Source organism: Plantimonas leprariae (assembly GCF_008802405.1).
Lineage (GTDB): Bacteria > Pseudomonadota > Alphaproteobacteria > Rhizobiales > Rhizobiaceae > Plantimonas > Plantimonas leprariae.
Window position 1 is genome coordinate 85,917 of record NZ_VZDO01000009.1, and the last position, 17,942, is coordinate 103,858.

The 17,942-nt window shown below is 68.9% G+C and carries 17 protein-coding genes; 12 read left to right on the plus strand and 5 right to left on the minus strand.

Features of this window, described 5'->3' with window-relative positions:
* Nucleotides 1-2: 2 nt before the first annotated feature.
* Nucleotides 3-1,424 carry a metalloprotease TldD gene (gene tldD, locus F6X38_RS12235; protein WP_150970111.1) on the plus strand — a complete coding sequence of 474 codons (1,422 nt, stop codon included), beginning with the start codon at nt 3-5 and terminating at the stop codon, nt 1,422-1,424.
* Nucleotides 1,425-1,428: 4 nt separating this feature from the next.
* On the opposite strand, the gene pdxH is transcribed toward tldD, so the two are convergent.
* Nucleotides 1,429-2,049, minus strand: coding sequence for a pyridoxamine 5'-phosphate oxidase (gene pdxH, locus F6X38_RS12240; protein ID WP_150970112.1), 621 nt, complete (start codon nt 2,047-2,049; stop codon nt 1,429-1,431).
* A gap of 80 nt (nt 2,050-2,129) precedes the next feature.
* Between pdxH and F6X38_RS12245 the strand changes: the two genes are divergently transcribed.
* The 4 genes from F6X38_RS12245 to F6X38_RS12260 all read left to right on the plus strand — a co-directional run bounded on the left by F6X38_RS12245 (nt 2,130) and on the right by F6X38_RS12260 (nt 5,187).
* Complete coding sequence (locus tag F6X38_RS12245) at nt 2,130-2,552, plus strand: RT0821/Lpp0805 family surface protein (protein ID WP_150970113.1); 423 nt, start codon at nt 2,130-2,132, stop codon at nt 2,550-2,552.
* 124 nt (nt 2,553-2,676) lie between these two features.
* Nucleotides 2,677-3,645 carry a DnaJ C-terminal domain-containing protein gene (locus F6X38_RS12250; protein ID WP_150970114.1) on the plus strand — a complete coding sequence of 323 codons (969 nt, stop codon included), beginning with the start codon at nt 2,677-2,679 and terminating at the stop codon, nt 3,643-3,645.
* 112 nt (nt 3,646-3,757) lie between these two features.
* Complete coding sequence (gene fabI, locus F6X38_RS12255) at nt 3,758-4,576, plus strand: enoyl-ACP reductase FabI (protein ID WP_150970115.1); 819 nt, start codon at nt 3,758-3,760, stop codon at nt 4,574-4,576.
* Between the two features lie 20 nt (nt 4,577-4,596).
* Nucleotides 4,597-5,187, plus strand: coding sequence for a histidine phosphatase family protein (locus tag F6X38_RS12260; RefSeq protein ID WP_150970116.1), 591 nt, complete (start codon nt 4,597-4,599; stop codon nt 5,185-5,187).
* A gap of 12 nt (nt 5,188-5,199) precedes the next feature.
* Here the strand turns inward: F6X38_RS12260 and F6X38_RS12265 are convergent, their stop codons facing one another.
* The 4 genes from F6X38_RS12265 to F6X38_RS12280 form a co-directional block, all read right to left on the minus strand.
* Nucleotides 5,200-5,781, minus strand: a complete 582-nt coding sequence (locus F6X38_RS12265) for an NUDIX domain-containing protein (RefSeq protein WP_150970117.1) — start codon at nt 5,779-5,781, stop codon at nt 5,200-5,202.
* 67 nt (nt 5,782-5,848) lie between these two features.
* Nucleotides 5,849-6,997 carry an alpha-hydroxy acid oxidase gene (locus tag F6X38_RS12270; protein ID WP_281353065.1) on the minus strand — a complete coding sequence of 383 codons (1,149 nt, stop codon included), beginning with the start codon at nt 6,995-6,997 and terminating at the stop codon, nt 5,849-5,851.
* Between the two features lie 61 nt (nt 6,998-7,058).
* Nucleotides 7,059-8,357, minus strand: a complete 1,299-nt coding sequence (gene rhaI / locus F6X38_RS12275) for an L-rhamnose catabolism isomerase (protein WP_150970119.1) — start codon at nt 8,355-8,357, stop codon at nt 7,059-7,061.
* A 71-nt stretch (nt 8,358-8,428) separates the two neighbouring features.
* On the minus strand, nt 8,429-10,531 hold the full coding sequence (locus tag F6X38_RS12280; protein ID WP_150970120.1) for a bifunctional rhamnulose-1-phosphate aldolase/short-chain dehydrogenase: 2,103 nt from the start codon (nt 10,529-10,531) through the stop codon (nt 8,429-8,431).
* A gap of 191 nt (nt 10,532-10,722) precedes the next feature.
* On the opposite strand from F6X38_RS12280, the gene F6X38_RS12285 reads away from it, so the two are divergent.
* Genes F6X38_RS12285 through F6X38_RS12315 form a run of 7 tightly spaced genes read left to right on the plus strand, consistent with a single transcriptional unit; the run spans nt 10,723 to nt 17,930 of the window.
* Nucleotides 10,723-11,532 (plus strand): DeoR/GlpR family DNA-binding transcription regulator, encoded by an 810-nt coding sequence (locus F6X38_RS12285; RefSeq protein WP_150970121.1) that lies wholly within the window; start codon nt 10,723-10,725, stop codon nt 11,530-11,532.
* Complete coding sequence (locus F6X38_RS12290) at nt 11,522-13,060, plus strand: sugar ABC transporter ATP-binding protein (protein ID WP_150970122.1); 1,539 nt, start codon at nt 11,522-11,524, stop codon at nt 13,058-13,060. Before F6X38_RS12285 ends, F6X38_RS12290 begins: the two co-directional genes overlap by 11 nt.
* Nucleotides 13,057-14,037: an ABC transporter permease gene (locus tag F6X38_RS12295; protein WP_150970123.1), complete on the plus strand. Its 981-nt coding sequence runs from the start codon at nt 13,057-13,059 to the stop codon at nt 14,035-14,037. Before F6X38_RS12290 ends, F6X38_RS12295 begins: the two co-directional genes overlap by 4 nt.
* A gap of 13 nt (nt 14,038-14,050) precedes the next feature.
* Nucleotides 14,051-14,995, plus strand: coding sequence for an ABC transporter permease (locus F6X38_RS12300; protein WP_150970124.1), 945 nt, complete (start codon nt 14,051-14,053; stop codon nt 14,993-14,995).
* Nucleotides 14,996-15,053: 58 nt separating this feature from the next.
* Nucleotides 15,054-16,163: a substrate-binding domain-containing protein gene (locus tag F6X38_RS12305; RefSeq protein WP_150970125.1), complete on the plus strand. Its 1,110-nt coding sequence runs from the start codon at nt 15,054-15,056 to the stop codon at nt 16,161-16,163.
* Nucleotides 16,164-16,218: 55 nt separating this feature from the next.
* Nucleotides 16,219-16,548 (plus strand): L-rhamnose mutarotase, encoded by a 330-nt coding sequence (locus F6X38_RS12310; protein ID WP_281353062.1) that lies wholly within the window; start codon nt 16,219-16,221, stop codon nt 16,546-16,548.
* On the plus strand, nt 16,545-17,930 hold the full coding sequence (locus tag F6X38_RS12315; RefSeq protein ID WP_150970126.1) for an FGGY-family carbohydrate kinase: 1,386 nt from the start codon (nt 16,545-16,547) through the stop codon (nt 17,928-17,930). The genes F6X38_RS12310 and F6X38_RS12315 overlap by 4 nt, the downstream gene beginning before the upstream one ends.
* Nucleotides 17,931-17,942: the final 12 nt, after the last annotated feature.

Sequence of the window (17,942 nt, forward strand, 5' to 3'; positions counted from 1 at the left end):
CCATGTCCGCCGCATCGCCGTTGATCGAGCGCTTCGACCTGTCCCGCGGATCGCTGGACGCGCTCCTGTCCGACACGCTGAAGGGCGCCGACGACGGGGAACTCTTCGTCGAGTACCGCGAATCGGAGGGGCTCGTCTTCGACAACGGCCGTCTGAAGTCCGGTTCGTTCAACGTCGACCAGGGCTTCGGCCTCAGAGCCGTCGCCGGCGAGGCGGTCGGCTACGCCCATGCCGGCGAGATGTCGGAGGCCGCGCTCCGGCGCGCGGCGGACGTCGTGACAGCGGTGAAGAGCGGTCATTCCGGTACCTACTCTGAAGCGCCGCGCGGTACCAACGCCCGGCTCTACGGCGACGAGAACCCGATCCCCTCGCCCGGCTTCGAGGCGAAGGTGCAGCTCCTGCAGGAGATCGACGCCTACCTTCGCACCAAGGACCCCGAGGTCAGGCAGGTGACGGTGTCGCTCGCCTCCTCCTGGCAGACGGTGGAGATCCTGCGCGCCGGCGGCGTCCTCGTACGCGACGTGCGCCCGCTGGTGCGGATCAACGTGTCCGTCGTCGCCGGCCGCGGCGAGCGGCAGGAGACCGGCTCCTTCGGCACGGGCGGGCGCGCCGGTTTCGGCGAGTTCCTCGTCGAGGAGAACTGGAAAAACGTCGCCGACGAGGCGCTCCGGCAGGCGAAGGTGAACCTCGAGGCCGTGCCCGCCCCCGCCGGCTCCTTCGACATCGTGCTCTCTTCCGGCTGGCCGGGCGTGATGCTGCACGAGGCGGTCGGCCACGGGCTGGAGGGCGACTTCAACCGCAAGAAGACCTCTGCCTTCGCCGGCCTGATGGGCCAGCAGGTTGCGGCCAGGGGCGTCACCGTCGTCGACGACGGCACGGTTCCCGGCCGGCGCGGCTCGCTGACGGTGGACGATGAGGGAACGCCGACCAACCGCACCGTCCTCATCGACGACGGCGTGCTCGTCGGCTACATGCAGGATCGGCAGAACGCCCGGCTGATGGGGGTCGAGGGCACCGGCAACGGCCGCCGCCAGTCCTACGCGCATGTGCCGATGCCGCGGATGACCAACACGATGATGCTCGGCGGCGACAAGACGCCGGAGGAGATCATCGCTTCCGTGAAGGACGGCATCTACGCCGTGTCCTTCGGCGGCGGCCAGGTCGATACGACGAGCGGAAAGTTCGTGTTCGGCTGCACGGAGGCCTACCGCATCCGCGACGGCAAGGTCGGCGAACCGCTGAAGGGCGCGATGCTGATCGGCAACGGCCCGGAGGCGATGCGGCGCGTTTCGATGATCGGCGACGACTTGAAGCTCGACACCGGCATCGGCATGTGCGGCAAGCAGGGCCAGAGCGTCCCCGTCGGCGTCGGCCAGCCGCACCTCAGGATGGACCAGATGACGGTCGGCGGCACGGAGGCGTGACGCCTCACGGATAGAGCCGCGTCCGCTCCCAGCCCTCCCCGCCGCGGCCGCCCTTGTAGAGGATGCGGTCGTGGAGGCGGGAGGCGCCGTCCTTCCAGAACTCGATCTCCCCGGGCACGATGCGGAAGCCCGACCAGTTCGGCGGCCGCGGAACGTCCTCGCCGGGATGGCGTCTGTCGACCTCGTCCACCGCGTCGGCGAGGACCTTGCGGCTTTCCAGCGGACGCGATTGCTGCGAGGCCCAGGCACCGAGCCGGCTGCCGCGCGGGCGCGAGGCGAAGTAGGCGTCGGCCTCCGCTTGCGTGACGACCTCGACCGGCCCGCGCAGCCGCACCTGTCGCCGCAGTGTCTTCCAATGGAAACACATGGCGGCTTTTCGATTCGCCAGAATCTCCGTTCCTTTCGCGCTTTCGAAATTCGTGTAGAACACGAAGCCGCGAGCGTCGTAGCCCTTCAGGAGCACCATCCGGACGTCCGGAAGGCCCGAAGCGTCGACGGTCGCGAGCGCCACGGCGCCGGGGTCGTTCGGCTCCGAGGCTTCGGCATCGTGCAGCCAGTCGGCGAACAGGCCGATCGGGTCATCGCCGGCGAGAGTTTCACCAAGGGTTAAGCTTTCGTTCGTCATAGTCGCGCGGCCTCTCGCCTTCGGGAGCGTCGCGTTCATCGCCGTTCGCGACCTCCCGGGCCGCGAGACATAGGACCGAGATGCCCTTTCCGAAAGCCGCCTGCCTCGCCCTTCTCGCGGTCGCCGCCCTGTCGGGCTGCGTCCTGTCGGGCGGTGGCCTGGAAGAGGCAGTGGACCGGACGGCGACCAACTCGGTGCAGCAGGCGAATGCGGCCGGGCCGGCCACGGCTCCGGTCGACCAATCCGACCAGAACACGGTCCGCAACGCGGTCTCCTCGGCCAATATCCAGGGCGTCGAAACGCAACCCATGGCCTGGGCGAACGCCGATACCGGCGCGAGCGGCGTCATCTCCAACATCCAGGAACACCGCGCCGGCAACATGATCTGCCGCCAGTTCCGCACGTCCCGCCAGCGCTACGACGGCGTCGCGCTCTACAGCGGCGAGGCCTGCACCAAGGGCCAGGGCGAATGGACGCTGACGAAATTCAGCGAAGGCAGCTGAGACCGGCCCTGCCCGGGGAAACGTCGACGCCTTCAATTCCGCCGTGCGGTTCGCCATATAATGCCGTCGGGACGGTGCCCGCGATCCGCGCCGCGCCCGAGCCGCCAGCAGGACCTTGAGCCACATGCGCGATCCCTACGCCGTACTCGGCGTGCCGAAGACGGCGAGCGAGAAGGAGATCAAGAGCGCCTTCCGCAAGCTCGCCAAGACCTACCACCCGGACGCCAATCCGGGCGATGCGCAGGCAGGCGCGCGCTTCAACGAGGCGAACCAGGCCTACGAGATCCTCGGCGACAAGGACAAGCGCGCGCAGTTCGACCGCGGCGAGATCGATGCGGACGGCAAGCCCCGGTTCCAGGGCTTTCCGGGCGGCAATCCGTTCGGCGGTGGCGGCGGCGGGCGCGATCCGTTCGGCGGCGCGGGCGGCTTCGAGTTCCGCTCCGGCGGGGACGGTGGTGGCGGCGAAAGCATGTTCGCAGATTTCTTCGAGCAGGCCTTCGGCGGGCGCACCGCGGGCGGCAGCGGCAACACCGGCAGCCGCCGTTCGTCCGGCTTCACCGCGGCACGCAACGCTTCGCAAAAGGGCGAGGACCTGAAGGCGAACCTGAAGGTGCGCCTCGAGGACGTCGTTTCGGACGAGAAGGTGGAGGCGGTGTTCCCGTCCGGCAAGCGCCTTGCGATCAAGCTGCCGGCTGGCGTCGAGGACGGGCAGACGATCCGCCTGCGTGGTCAGGGGCAGCCCGCGCCCGTCGCGGGCGGCACGGCGGGCGACGCGCTGGTGACCATCGAGTTCGTCGAGCATCCGCGCTTCACCGCCCGCGGCCGCGACCTGCTGCTCGACCTCGCCGTGCCGCTCGACGTCGCCGTGCTCGGCGGCCCGCTGCCGGTGGAAACGCTCGACGGCCGGGTGTCGCTCCGGCTGCCGCCCTGGTCGAATTCCGGCAAGACGCTGCGGCTGAAGGGCAAGGGTCTGACCACCAAGGCGGGCGGGCGCGGCGACATCCTCGTATCGCTCAGGATCACCCTTCCCGCCGAGCCCGATCCCGCGCTGGCGGAGTTCCTGAAAGCGCGCCAGCCCGCAACGGCGGATTGAGCAGCCGGGCGTTTTTCCCCGCGGTCCCCGCGCCTTGAAGGCGGGCGGACCCTATGCCATACCGCCGCTTCGACGGCGGACGCCGTCCTCCCCGGCGATCGAGGAAGCGGACATGGCGGAAACCCAAGGCCTCATGAGCGGCAAGCGCGGCCTCATCATGGGCGTCGCGAACAATCGCTCGATCGCCTGGGGAATCGCCAAGGCCCTGTCGCAGGCGGGGGCGGAGATCGCCCTCACCTATCAGGGCGACGCGCTGAAGAAGCGGGTGGAGCCGCTGGCCGCCGAGCTCGGCGCGACGCTCGCCGGCCATTGCGACGTCGGCGACGCCGCGACGATCGACGCCGTGTTCGCCGCGCTGGAGGAGAAGTGGGGCAAGCTCGACTTCCTCGTCCATGCCATCGGTTTCTCGGACAAGGACGAGCTGACCGGGCGCTACGTCGACACGTCCGAGGCGAACTTCACCAAGACCATGCTGATCTCGGTCTATTCCTTCACGGCGGTCGCGCAGCGCGCCGAGAAGCTGATGCGGGACGGCGGTTCGATGCTGACGCTGACCTATTACGGCGCCGAGAAGGTCATGCCGCACTATAACGTCATGGGCGTCGCGAAGGCCGCGCTGGAGGCCTCGGTCCGCTATCTCGCGGTCGATCTCGGCGGCAAGGCGATCCGGGTCAACGCCATCTCGGCCGGCCCGATCAAGACGCTGGCGGCGTCCGGCATTGGCGACTTCCGCTACATCCTGAAGTGGAACGAGTACAACGCCCCGCTGAAGCGGACGGTGACGATCGACGAGGTCGGCGCTTCGGCGCTCTACCTCCTCTCCGACATGTCCGCCGCCGTCACCGGCGAGGTGCATCACGTCGACTCCGGCTACCATACGATCGGCATGAAGGCCGTCGATGCGCCGGACATCTCGGTGGTCAAGGACTGACCGTCAGCCCTCGCATTCCGGTGCTGCCGCATCTCGTTCTCTGCCGTCACGGCGAAACGGACTGGAACGCCGAACGGCGCATCCAGGGACAGACGGACGTGCCGATGAACCGGCGCGGCCTCGACCAGGCGGAGCGCAACGGCGAGACGCTGCGCGGCCTCGTCGGCGCCGGCGCGCCGGGCTGGGACTTCCTCGCCAGCCCGATGACGCGGACGCGCGACACGATGGCGATCCTGCGCCGCGCGCTCGATCTACCCGCCGACGACTACGCCACCGACCCGCGTCTGATGGAGCTGAACTTCGGCGACTGGCAGGGATCGACCCTCGCCGAGATCGACGTCATCCAGCCGAACGCCGTCGCGACGCGCGACCGCGCCAAGTGGAGCTACGTCCCGAGCGGCGAGGCGGGGGAAAGCTACGCCATGCTGGAGGAGCGGATGGCGGCGGTCTTCGAGGCGCTCCGGCGGCCGACGATCGTCGTCGCGCATGGCGGCATCATGCGCTGCTTCCTGCGCCGCTACGGCGGCATGGACGCCGACGCCGCGGCGCATGTCGCGATCCGGCAGGACCGGATTCTCGAATACCGCGACGGCGAGATCGCCTGGCGCTGACCGCGCCGCCCGCTACCGCAGCAGGTGCAGCGCGGCGTACTGGATGAGCATGATCGTCTTTGCGTCGAGGATGCGCCCGTCCGCGATCATCGCGAGCGCGGCCTCGATCGTCGGCTCGATCACCTCGATGTCCTCACCCTCGTCGTGGACGCCGCCGCCCTCGGTGATCCGGTCGTCCGGCGAGTAGCGGGCGACGAAGAAGGTGAGCCGCTCCGTCACCGAGCCGGGGCTCATGAAGCTGTCGAAGATGCGCGTCACCTCGCGCACCCGGTAGCCGGTCTCCTCCTCCGTCTCCTTGCGGATCCGCTCCTCCGGCTCGGCATTGTCGAGGAGGCCGGCCGGGGCCTCGATCAGGAGATCGTCGTAGCCGTTGACGAAGGCCGGGTAGCGGAACTGCCGGACGAGGATGACGGTGCGCCGATCCGGATCGTAGAGGAGGATCACGGCGGCGTTGCCGCGATCGTAGGTCTCGCGGTTCTGCGTCTGCCACGTGCCGTCGGCGCGCTGCCAGTCGAAGGTCGTCTTCTTCAGGACGTACCAGTCGTCGGACAGCGTCCGAACCTCCTTGACCCTGACGCGATCCCTGACGCTCATGCCGTTTCCCCGCTCGATGCTGGCACCATAACGGAACCCGGCCGAAGTCGCGTCGGGAAAAGCCGGCTCAGCCCTCGTCCAGAATGGAGCGGTCGATGTCGCGGACGTCGCGCCGGCCGCAGAGCGCCATCGTCACGTCGAGTTCGGTGCGGATGATCTCCAGCGCGCGGGTCACGCCGTCCTGTCCGCCCGCGCCGAGGCCGTAGAGGAACGGCCGGCCGATATAGGTGCCCTTGGCGCCGAGCGCGAGCGCCTTCAGGACGTCCTGCCCCGAGCGGATGCCGCCGTCGAGATGCACCTCGATCCGGTCGCCGACGGCGTCCACGATGCGCGGCAGCATCGAGATGGACGAGCGCGCCCCGTCGAGCTGGCGGCCGCCGTGGTTCGAGACGATGATCGCGTCCGCGCCGGTATCGGCCGCAGCCCGCGCGTCCTCGGAGTCGAGAATGCCCTTCAGGATCAGCTTGCCGCCCCATTCCCGCTTGATCCAGGCGACATCGTCCCAGGACAGTTTCGGGTCGAACTGCTCGGCCGTCCAGGACGAGAGCGACGACAGGTCCGAGACGTTCTTCGCGTGGCCGACGATGTTGCCGAAGGAGCGGCGCTTCGTGCCGAGCATCTCCATCGCCCAGAGCGGCCGCGTCGCCACCTGCCAGGCATGCTTCGGCGTCCACTTCGGCGGGGCGGACAAGCCGTTGCGCAGGTCCTTGTGGCGCTGGCCGAGAATCTGGAGATCGAGCGTCAGCACCAGCGCCGAGCAGCCGGCCGCCTTGGCGCGGCCGATGAGGTTGCGGACGAAATCGCGGTCGCGCATCACGTAGAGCTGGAACCAGAACGGCCGCTTCGTGACCGATGCGACGTCCTCGATCGAGCAGATGCTCATGGTGGACAGCGTGAAGGGCACGCCGAAGGCTTCCGCGGCTCTCGCGCCCAGCATCTCGCCGTCGGCATGCTGCATGCCGGTCATGCCGGTCGGCGCGATCGCCACCGGCATCGCCACCCGCTCGCCGATCATTTCGCTCTGGAGGCTCCGGCCCGTCATGTCGACGAGGACGCGCTGGCGCAGCTTGATCGCGGCGAAGTCCGCCTCGTTGGCACGATAGGTGCCCTCCGTCCAGGCGCCGGAATCGGCGTAGTCGAAGAACATCTTCGGCACGCGTCGGCGGGCCCGGGCTTTCAGGTCGGCGATCGTCAGAGCAGTGGAAAGCGAACGCAGACGCTTCGCCCGCGCCGGCTGGTTCGCCGACTGGACGTCGACCGCTTCGACCCGGTGTGCTTCAGACAATCCCCCCTCCTCCGCCGACCGAAGCCGGTCGCTCGGCCGCGACCTTGGCACGGTAGCCACTTCCCCGGTACGCCGCGATGGGGTCGATCGCCCCGCCTGCATCGACGCGCGCCTTCGCCAGGATCGGCTCGACATCGGTGCGGAACGCGTTCTTCAGCGTCTCCGACCCCATCATCGCGTCGTTCGCGTCCTGATAGCCGGTCAGCGCCGCTCGGTCGACGAGGAGCGCCTGCGCATAGGCGCGGCGGATCTCGTTCGCCGAGCGGATCAGGCTTTCGATTGGGTCGGTGACGTTGTGCGACTGGTCGATCATGTGGGTCGGGTGCAACCGGTCCAAGGCCTCGCCCGCGCCGACGAGTTCGTTGAAGACCAGGAACAGGCGGAACGGGTCGATCGAGCCGGCGTCGAGGTCGTCGTCGCCGTAGCGCGAGTCGTTGAAGTGGAAGCCGCCGAGCTTCTTCGCGCGGATCAGGCGCGAGACGATCTGTTCGATGTTGGTGTTCGGCGCGTGATGGCCGAGATCGACGAGGCAGAAGGCTTTCTCCCCCAGTTCCTGCGCGATCATCAGGTTCGTGCCCCAGTCCGACACGACGGTCGAATAGAAGGCCGGCTCGTACATCTTATGCTCGGTGAAGACGCGCCAGTCGCTTGGCAGCGCCGCGACGATCGCCCGCATCGATTCGAGGTAGCGGTCGAAGGAGCGGCCGAGATCGGCCTGCCCCGCGAAGTTCGTTCCGTCGCCGATCCAGACCGTGATCGCCTTCGAGCCGATCGCGGTCCCGATGCGGATCGTCTCGACGTTGTGGGCGACGGCCTGCTCGCGCACCGCGCGGTCGGCATGGGACAGCGAGCCGAACTTGTAGGACAACGGCTGGTTCGGATCGCTCGGGTGGTCCTGGAAGGTGTTGGAGTTCATCGCGTCGAAGCGGAGGCCCAGCGCGTCGGCGCGGCCTTTCAGTTCGGCGGGATCGGCCTTGTCCCAGGGAATGTGGAGCGAGACGGCCGGCGTCGCGCGGCCGAGCGCCTGGATCACCGCGCAGTCGTCGAGCTTCTCGAAGATGCCGCGCGGCTCGCCCGGCCCAGGAAACCGCGCGAACCGCGTGCCGCCCGTGCCGACGCCCCAGGACGGGACGGCGACGGTGAAGGCGGAGACCTTGCGTGCGATCGCGTCGATGTCGACGCCGCGGCGCGACAAGCGCTCGCCGAGCGAGGCGTAGTCGGCGTCGAGATGCTTTCGCCGATCGGCGTTGTGGCGCTCGATCAGGCCGGGATCGATGGGCGACATGGTCATGGCAGATACTCCCTCCACCGGTTCAAGCTAGGGCTCCCTCCCTCTCCCGATCCGGGAAAGGGGACGCCGTCTCACCGCGTGAAGCTGATCTGGTTGCCGGCGTCGACGTTGATGATGTTGCCGGTCGACTTCGCCGAGAGGTCCGAGGCGAGGAAGTAGACCGCCTCCGCGATGTCCTCCGGAAACACCGAGCGCTTCAGCAGCGAGCGGTTGCGGTAGTGCTCCTCCAGCTCGCTCGTGTCGATCCGCGAGGAGGCGGCGCGCTGCTCGCGCCATTCGCCGCTCCAGATCTTCGAACCGCGCAGGACCGCGTCCGGGTTCACCGTGTTGACGCGGATGCCGGCCTCCGCCCCTTCGAGCGCGAGGCAGCGGGCAAGGTGGATCTCGGCAGCCTTCGCCGTGCAGTAGGCCGAGGCGCCGGCGGAGGCCGCGAGGCCGTTCTTCGAGGCGATGAACACGATCGAGCCGCCGAGCTTCTGCCGGCGCATGAGCCGGAACGCCTCGCGCGACACGAGGAAATAGCCGGTCGCGAGGATCGAGACGTTCCGGTCCCAGACCTCCAGCGTCGTGTCCTCGATCGGCGAGGCGGAGGCGATGCCGGCATTCGAGACGAGGATGTCGAGCCCGCCATATTCGACCACGGCGTCGGCGAAGCTTCCCGCCACCTCCCCCTCGGCGGTGACGTTCATGCGGGTGGTGCGGACCTGATCCGCGCCGAACCCCTTGGCGAAATCCCCCTTCGCCGCCTCCAGCGCGCCTTCGTCGATGTCGGCCAGCACCACGCAGGCGCCCTCGGACAGCAGCCGCCCGGCGATGGCCCGGCCGATGCCGCCGGCCCCGCCGGTGACGAGCGCGACGCGGCCCGCGAGCGGCTTCGGCTTCGGCATCCGCTGGAGCTTCGCCTCTTCCAGCAGCCAGTATTCGATGTCGAAGGCCTCCTGCTCGGGCAGGCCCTGATAGGTGTCGACGCCGGACGCGCCGCGCATGACGTTGATCGCGTTCACGTAGAACTCGGCCGCGATGCGCGCCGTCGCCTTGTCGCCGGCGAACGAGATCATGCCGACGCCGGGAACGAGATAGATCACCGCGTTCGGATCGCGGATCGCCGGGGAGTTCTCGTGCTTCGAGCGCTCGTAGTAGCCGGCATAGTCCGCCCGATACGCTTCGATCGCGCCGTCGAGGGTGGCGGCGAGCGCGTCGACGTCGCCGCTCGCGGGGTCGAAGTCGAGGACCAGCGGGCGGATCTTGGTGCGCAGAAAATGGTCAGGACAGGAGGTGCCGAGCGCCGCCAAGGGTTTCAGGTCCTTCGAACCGACGAACTGCAGCACCGCGTCGGAATCGTCGAAGTGCCCGACCTTGGGCTTCTCGGAGCCGATCCGAGCGCGGATCTCCGGCATCAGGCGTACCGCGATCTCCCGTCGGCGCTCGGGTGCGAGCGCCGACACCGCCTCGCCGCCGAAGGCCGGCTTGCCGGCGAGCTCACCCTCGAACCATTCGATCGCGCGGTTGATGATGCGGATCGTCGTCTCGTAGCACTCCTCGGCCGAGGATCCCCAGGTGAACAGGCCGTGCGAGCCGAGGACGACTCCCTTCGCGTCCGGGTTCTCGGCGGCGAAGCGCGCGAGTTCGAGGCCGAGCTCGAAGCCCGGACGCCGCCATTCGAGCCACCCGATCTCGTCGCCGTAGACGCGATGCGTGATCTCGCGGCCGTTCACGGTCGCGGCGATGGCAATCACCGCGTCCGGGTGCATGTGGTCGACATGCGGGTAAGGCAGATAGGCGTGGAGCGGCGTGTCGATCGAGGCGGCGCGCGGGTTGAGGTCGAAGGTGCAGTGGGGCAGGTAGCCCACCATCTCGTCCTCGTGCGCCGGGCCGCGGTAGATGTCGCGGAGCTTGTCCAGCTTGTCGAGGTAGAGCGTCGCGAAGCCGTCGAGCTTCATCGTGCCGACGTCGCCGCCCGAGCCCTTCACCCAGAGCACCGTCACGTCCTCGCCGGTCAGCGGGTCGCGATGCCGCACCTTCGCCGAGGTGTTGCCGCCGCCGTAGTTGGTGATGCGCTTGTCGGAGCCGAGCAGATTCGAGCGGTAGAGCAGCCTGCCCGGCTCGTCGAGCGCGTCGGCCTCGGCCGCGTCCCAGAGGCTCTGCAGCCGCGATGATTCGGTGACGCCGGACATGTGCCCTCCCATGCACGGGGCGGGAGCGGATCGACCCTCGCCTTCGCTACACGAACTGCGCCAATTCCGATCACCTGTCAACAAAATCAATCATAACCATGCTTATGTTGCACTGCAATGTCGGAATATGATCGAAGATGATTGACATTTCTCGCACCGGCGTGAAGGTTGGCGGTCGGGAGAGGACAGGGATGCACGAGCTGGAGCGGCACCGCATCATCCTGAGCGCCGTGCAGGGCCGCTCGGTGGCGGCGATCGGGGAACTTGCCGAACTGACAGGCGCGTCGGAGGCGACGATCCGGCGCGACATCGCGACGCTCGCGCTGCAGAAGAAGCTGAAGCGCGTGCGCGGCGGGGCGGAAGCGCCCTCCTCCTCGCCCTATGGCCGCATCGGCGGACCGACCCTCGTCGCCAACGAGGCGCAGCGGCGGCCGGAGAAGCGGGCGATCGCGCGGGCTGCCGTCGGTCTCTGCGCCGAGGGCGACGCCGTGATCATCAACGGCGGCACCACGACCTTCCAGATGGTGCACCACCTCACCGCCCTGCCCCTGCAGGTGATGACGAACTCCTTCGGCATCGCCGAGCACCTGACGAAGCACACGAAGTGCACCGTGCTGGTGCCGGCCGGCGCGATCTACCGCGAGCAGGGCCTGATCATCAGCCCGTTCGAAGCGGACGGGATCGCGCATTTCGCCGCCGAGAAGATGTTCATGGGCTGCCGGGCGATCTCGGGCCTCGGCATCGCGGAGACCGATCCGCTGATCGTCCAGTCCGAGCAGCGGCTGATGCGCCGTGCGAGCGAGCTGATCGTTCTGGCCGACTCCACCAAGTTCCGCTCGCGCTCGTCGATGATCGTCGCGCCCTTGGAGCGCGTCGGCACGATCGTGACCGACGAGGGGATCGACGACGCGCACGCGCAGATGATCGAGGCGGCGGGCGTCCGGCTCGTCGTCGCGCGCGTCGAGGGACAGGCGGAGGAAGGCCAAGCTCGTGCCGGTTGAAGCACCATCCCAGGCAGCGGCGCCGATCGTCGCGCTCGCCGGCGTCTCGAAATCCTTCGGGCCGGTTTCGGTGCTGCGCGGCGTCGATTTCGACGTCCGCCCCGGCGAGGTCCACGCGCTGATGGGCGAGAACGGCGCCGGCAAGTCCACGATGATCCGCATCATGTCGGGCGCGCATCGGGCGGACGAGGGGCGGCTCCTCGTCGACGGCGGCGAGCGGCGCTTCGCCAGCCCGCGCGAGGCGCAAGGCGCGGGCCTCGCCGTGGTGCATCAGGAACTGCTGCTGTTTCCTTCGCTGACCGTCGCCGAGAACGTCTTCCTCGGCCACGCGCCGCGAACCGGGATCGGCACGGTCGACTGGGCGAAGGTGCGCACCGGAGCCAGAGCCCTCCTCGACCGGCTCGACTGCCCGGACCTCGACGTCGACGCCAAGGTCTCGAAGCTCTCCGTCGCCAACCGCCAGCGGGTCGAGATCGCGCGGGCCCTGTCGCGCAACGCCCGCGTCCTCGTGATGGACGAGCCGACCGCCGCGCTCGCCGAGGCCGACGTGCGCCGCCTCCTCGACGTCGTCCGGTCGCTGCGCCGCGAGGGGGTCGCGATCGTCTACGTCTCGCACCGGATGAACGAGATCTTCGAGATCGCCGACCGCGTGACAGTGCTGCGCGACGGCAAGACGGTCGCGACGAAGCCGATCGCCGAGGTGACGGAAGCCAGCCTCGTCTCGATGATGGTCGGCCGCGACATCGACCAGCTCTTCCCGAAGGAGACGGTGCCGATCGGTGAGGTGGTCCTCAAGGTCGAGAAGCTCGCCAGCGGCACGGCGGTGCGCGATGTGTCCTTCGACCTGCGCGCCGGCGAGATCCTCGGCCTCGCAGGCCTCGTCGGCTCCGGCCGCACCGAGACGGCGGAGGCGATCTTCGGCGTCCGGCCCGTCAATGCCGGCACGATCACGCTGTCCGGCAAGCCATTGAAGATCAGCAGCGTCGCGGAAGCCATCGCGGCCGGCATCGGCTACGTGCCGGAGGACCGGGCGCTGCACGGGCTGGTGCGGCCGCAATCGATCCGCGAGAACGTCTCGATGGCGGTGCTGCCGCGCCTGACGCGCGGCTCGGTGGTGGACGCGAGACGCGTCACGGAGATGGCGGCCGACGCGATCAAGCGCTTCGCCATCCGGGCGCGGGGACCGAAGCAGATCGTCTCGCAGCTTTCCGGCGGCAACCAGCAGAAGGTCGTGCTCGCGAAATGGCTCGCGACCGATCCGCGCGTGCTCATCCTCGACGAGCCGACGCGCGGCGTCGACGTCGGGGCGAAGACGGAAATCCACCGCCTGATGACCGAACTCGCGCGGCAGGGCATCGCGATCCTGATGATCTCCTCCGAACTTCCCGAGGTGCTCGGCATGAGCGACCGCGTCGCGGTGATGAACGCCGGCCGGCTGGTCGCGACGTTCGATCGGCAGGACGCCACGCCCGATGCGGTCGGCGCGGCGATGATGCAGGGCCGCGCGCCCGTGGAGGCCGCCGCATGAGCGAGGCTGCCGCCACTGCTGCCGCGCCGCGCCGCCGGTCGTTCCGCATCGGCTCGACGCTCGGCCAGGAGATCCTCCTCGCGCTCGCGATCGTCGCGCTCTTCGCGGTGGTCACGTGGATCAACCCGCGCTTCTTCTCGCAGAACAACCTGACGGCGATCTTCGTCGGCAACGCCTATATCGCAGTGGCGGCGATCGGCATGTCGCTCGTCATCATCTCCGGCCATATCGACGTGTCGATCGGCGCCCTGATCGGCGTCCTCGCCACGATCTCCGGCCTCCTCGTCACCAACGGCTATCCGATCTGGCTGGCCTGGCTCGGGCCCGTCGTGATCGGCGCGCTCGTCAACCTCGTGGTCGGGGCGGTCGTCGCCTATCTGCGCGTCCCCTCGATCATCGCGACGCTGGCGATGCTGTCGATCCTGCGCGGCGGGCTGATCACCGTCACCGGCGGCGCCTGGATCTCGGGGCTGCCGCCCGGCTACCAGCTCGCGCAGTTCCGCCTGTTCGAGGTGCCCTCGCCGGTCTGGTTCATGATCGCGATGACGATCCTCGCCGCGCTGCTGATGCGCCACACCGCCTTCGGCCGCTCGGTCTACGCGGTCGGCTCGAACCCGGAAGCGGCGGAAGCGACCGGCATCGGCGTGCGCTCCACCGTGGTAAAGGTCTTCGCCATCCACGGCGCGATCGGCGGCGTCGCGGCGGTGCTGTTCGCGACGCAATTGCAGGTCATCCAGTCGACCGTGCCGAACGGGCTGGAACTGGTGATCATCACCGCCTCCGTCGTCGGCGGCGTCTCGATCCTGGGCGGCATCGGCACGGTGGTCGGCTCGACGCTGGCGGCGATCCTTTTCGCCGCGATCGGCTCGTCGCTGATCTTCCTCAACGTCTCGGCCTACTGGCTGCGCGCCGTACAGGGCATCCTGATCCTCGCGACCGTGCTCGCCGACATGGCGCGGCGGCGACGGACCGGCTGAGGGGACACAGGTTATGACCCTTCGCTCGCTTCTCCGGCACGAGACGATCCTGACGGTCCTCCTCGTCGTCGCGCTCGCCATCCTCGCCGTCCAGAACGACCGGTTCCTCACCGCCGCCAACCTCTTCAACCAAGGGCGGCTGATGACGGAGGTCGGCCTCATCGCCGTGGTGATGACCTTCGTCATCGTCACCGGCGGCATCGACCTCTCCGTCGGCTCGATCCTCGGCCTCTGCGCCATCCTCGTCGGCGTGTTCTGGAAGACGCTCGGCCTGCCGCTGCCGGTCGCGATGGGGCTCGTGATGATGGTCGGCACGCTCTGCGGCCTCGCGAACGGCCTGATCATCACCCGCTTCTCCGTGCCGCCGCTGATCGCGACGCTGGCGACGCTGGCGCTCTATCGCGGCCTCGCGGAAGGGATCAGCCAGGCGCGCTCGATCCGCGGCTATCCGACATGGTTCTTCGAGCTCGGCCAGGGCAATTTCCTCGGCGTCCCGACGCAGCTCTGGCTGCTCGCCCTCGTCGCCCTTCTCGGCTTCTTCACCTTGCGCTTCACCAGCTTCGGCCGCGCCACCTATGCGATCGGCAACAACGAGGCGGCGGCGCGCTATTCCGGTATCCCGGTCGACCGGGTGAAGCTCCTGATCTACGCCGCTTCCGGCTTCGTCTCGGCGCTGGCGGCCCTCGTCTTCGTCAGCCGCGTCTCGACCACGCGCTCCGACATGGGCACCGGCATCGAGCTCGACGTGATCACGGCCGTCGTCCTCGGCGGCACCTCGATCTTCGGCGGGCGCGGCCTCGTGATCGGCACGCTCGTCGGCCTCTGCCTCGTGCAGGTCCTGAAGAACGGCCTCGCTCTGTCGGGCGTCAAGGGCGACGGCACGATCATCATCATCGGCGCGGTGCTGATCCTCGCCGTGCTCATCTCGAACTTTCTCAGCCGTTACGGTGACGACTGAGGGGAATGGCGCCGGGAGTGGGCGTCGGCAATCCGGTCAACCAATGGGAGGACATTTCATGAAGACGCTTCTGGCGGCCCTTGTCGGGGCATCCATGCTCGCCACCAGCCCCGCCGCCCTCGCGCAGAGCGCCTGGACCGGCGGCGACGACCAGCCGGCGACGCCGCTCGCCTGCGACGCGAGCACCAGCCCCTCGAACCCCGGCGAATACAACGGCGGCGCCCCGACCAACGCCCCCGACCGCAAGGGCAAGGCGCTGAAGGTCGTCGACATCCCGAAGCTCGTCGGCGTCGGCTACTTCAACTCGGTCGCGCAAGGGATGCAGGAAGCCGCCAAGCAGGACGGCAACATGACCATCACTACCGATGGGCCGACCAAGGCGAACATCGACGAGCAGATCACCTTCGTCGACAACTACATCACGCAAGGCGTCGACGGCATCCTCTTCGCCTCGAACGATCCGGTCGCGATCGCGCCGGTCCTGAAGCGGGCGCTGGAGGCCGGCATCAACGTCGTCGGCTACGACGCCGACGCCGAGGCCGACGCCCGCCAGTGGTTCGTCAACCAGGCGCTGCCGAACGGCGTCGCGAAATCGATGATCGACCAGCTCGCCTCCGAGATCGGCGAGGAGGGCTCCTTCGCCATCGTCACCTCGACCTTCACGACGCCGAACCAGGCGCGCTGGATCACCGAGATGACGGCCTATGCCGAGAAGTGCCATCCGAAGCTGAAGTTCTTGGAGACGGTCGAGGCGCAGGAGGACAACATCCTGTCCTTCAACCAGGCGCAGACGCTGATCAACAAGTACGGCGACGAGCTGAAGGGCATCCTCGGCATGACCTCGGTCGCGACCCCGGCGGCGGCCGAAGCCGTGCAGCAGAACAAGCTCTGCGGCAAGGTCTCGGTGGTCGGCCTCGCGCTGCCGAACGCGATGAAGCCCTACGTCAACAACGACTGCATCAAGACCACGATCCTCTGGTCGACGGTGGACCTCGGCTACGCCGCGGGCCTCGTGATGCGCGCCGTCGCGGACGGTTCGCTGAAGCCCGGCGCCACCGAGTTCGAGGCCGGCCGCCTCGGCAAGCTGCAGGTGGTCAACCAGAGCCAGATCCTGCTCGGCGCGCCGAAGGTCTTCACCAAGGCCGACATCAACAACTTCGACTTCTGAAGCTGTCGAACGGAAGGGGCGTTTCCAGCGCCCCTTCCCTCTGGGAGGAGAACGGTTGAGCGCATCGGGCCAAGAGAAGATCGCCTTCCGGATGATCCTGAAACCGGGACGCGAGGCCGAATACAAGGCCCGGCACGACGCGATCTGGCCGGACCTCGTCGCGCTCCTGCGCGAGGCGGGCGTGCGCGACTACTCGATCCATCTCGACCGCGAGACGAACCACCTCTTCGCCGTGCTCTGGCGGCCGCTCGACCATGGCATGGACAAGCTGCCGCTGGAGCCGGTGATGCGCCGCTGGTGGGACATGATGGCCGACCTGATGGAAGTGAAGGCGGACAACGAGCCGGTGGCCGTTCCGCTCGAAACCGTGTTCCACCTCGAATGACCGGCACCGCCCGCCACGTCGCGGTGATCGACGTCGGCAAGACCAACGCCAAGCTCGCCGTCCACGATCTCGACACCGGCGCGGACGTCTTCGTGCGGACCGAGCCGAACCGGGTGCGGACGGACGGCCCCTACCCGCATTTCGACGTCGAACGCCTCTGGGACTTCCTGACGGACGCGCTGGGGCAAGCGGCGAGAGCCCACCCCGTCGACGCGATCTCGGTGACGACGCACGGCGCCTGCGCCGCCCTCGTCGGCGACGACGGACTGGCGCTGCCGATCCTCGACTACGAGAGCGACGCGCCGGAAGCGACGCGGCGCGACTACGACGCGGCCCGGCCGCCTTTCGCGGAAACCTTCTCGCCGCGCCTGCCGAACGGCCTCAATGTCGGAGCGCAGCTCTTCTGGCTGGCCCGAGCCTTCCCGGACGCCTTCGCGAAGGCGCGGCATGTCCTCACCTATCCGCAATACTGGGTCTGGCGGCTGACCGGCGTCGCGGCCGGCGAGTTGACCTCGCTCGGCTGCCACACCGACATCTGGCAGCCGGCCGCCGGCACCTACTCCGCCCTCGTCGAGAGCCAGGGCTGGGGCCGGCTGTTTCCGCCGGTGCGCAGCGCCTTCGATGCCGTCGCGCCGCTGCGGCCGGACTTGGCCCAGCGCCTTGGCCTCGGCGGACGGGACATCCCGGTCCATTGCGGCATCCACGATTCGAACGCCTCGCTGCTGCCGCATGTGCTGGCGCGGCAGGCGCCGTTCACCGTGCTCTCCACCGGCACCTGGATCATCGCCATGGCGGTCGGCGGCAGCTTGGACGGCCTCGATCCCGCCCGCGACACGCTGGCGAATGTCGACGCGCTCGGCCGCGCCGTGCCGTCGAGCCGGTTCATGGGCGGACGCGAGTTCGACATCCTCACCGAGCATCTTGCCGCCGAGCCGACGGCGGACGAGATCGCCGCCGTGCTCGGATCGGATGCCATGGCGCTGCCGAGCTTCGCGGCCGGCACCGGCCCCTTCCCGAACGGCCGGGGCGAGTGGGTCGAAACGCTGGAAATGCCCGGCGCGCGGGTCGCGGCCGCCAGCCTCTACTGCGCGCTGATGACGGGAGAGGCGCTCGATCTCGTCGGCGCGGCAGGGCCGACGATCGTGGAAGGACCCTTCGCCCGCAACCGCCTGTTCATCGAGGCGGTCGGCGCACTCACCGGCCGGCCGGCCGCCGCCTCGCCAGGCGCGACCGGCACCACGGCGGGCGCGGCACTGCTGGCGGCGGGCGCCCGCCCGCATGCCGCAGCACCGCCGGACGCGCCGTCGCCGCCGGACCCGCACCGCGACGCCATCCGCCGCTACGCCGAGCGGTGGCGCGCGCGCCTGCCGAAGGGCGGGTGACGGCTTCCGCCG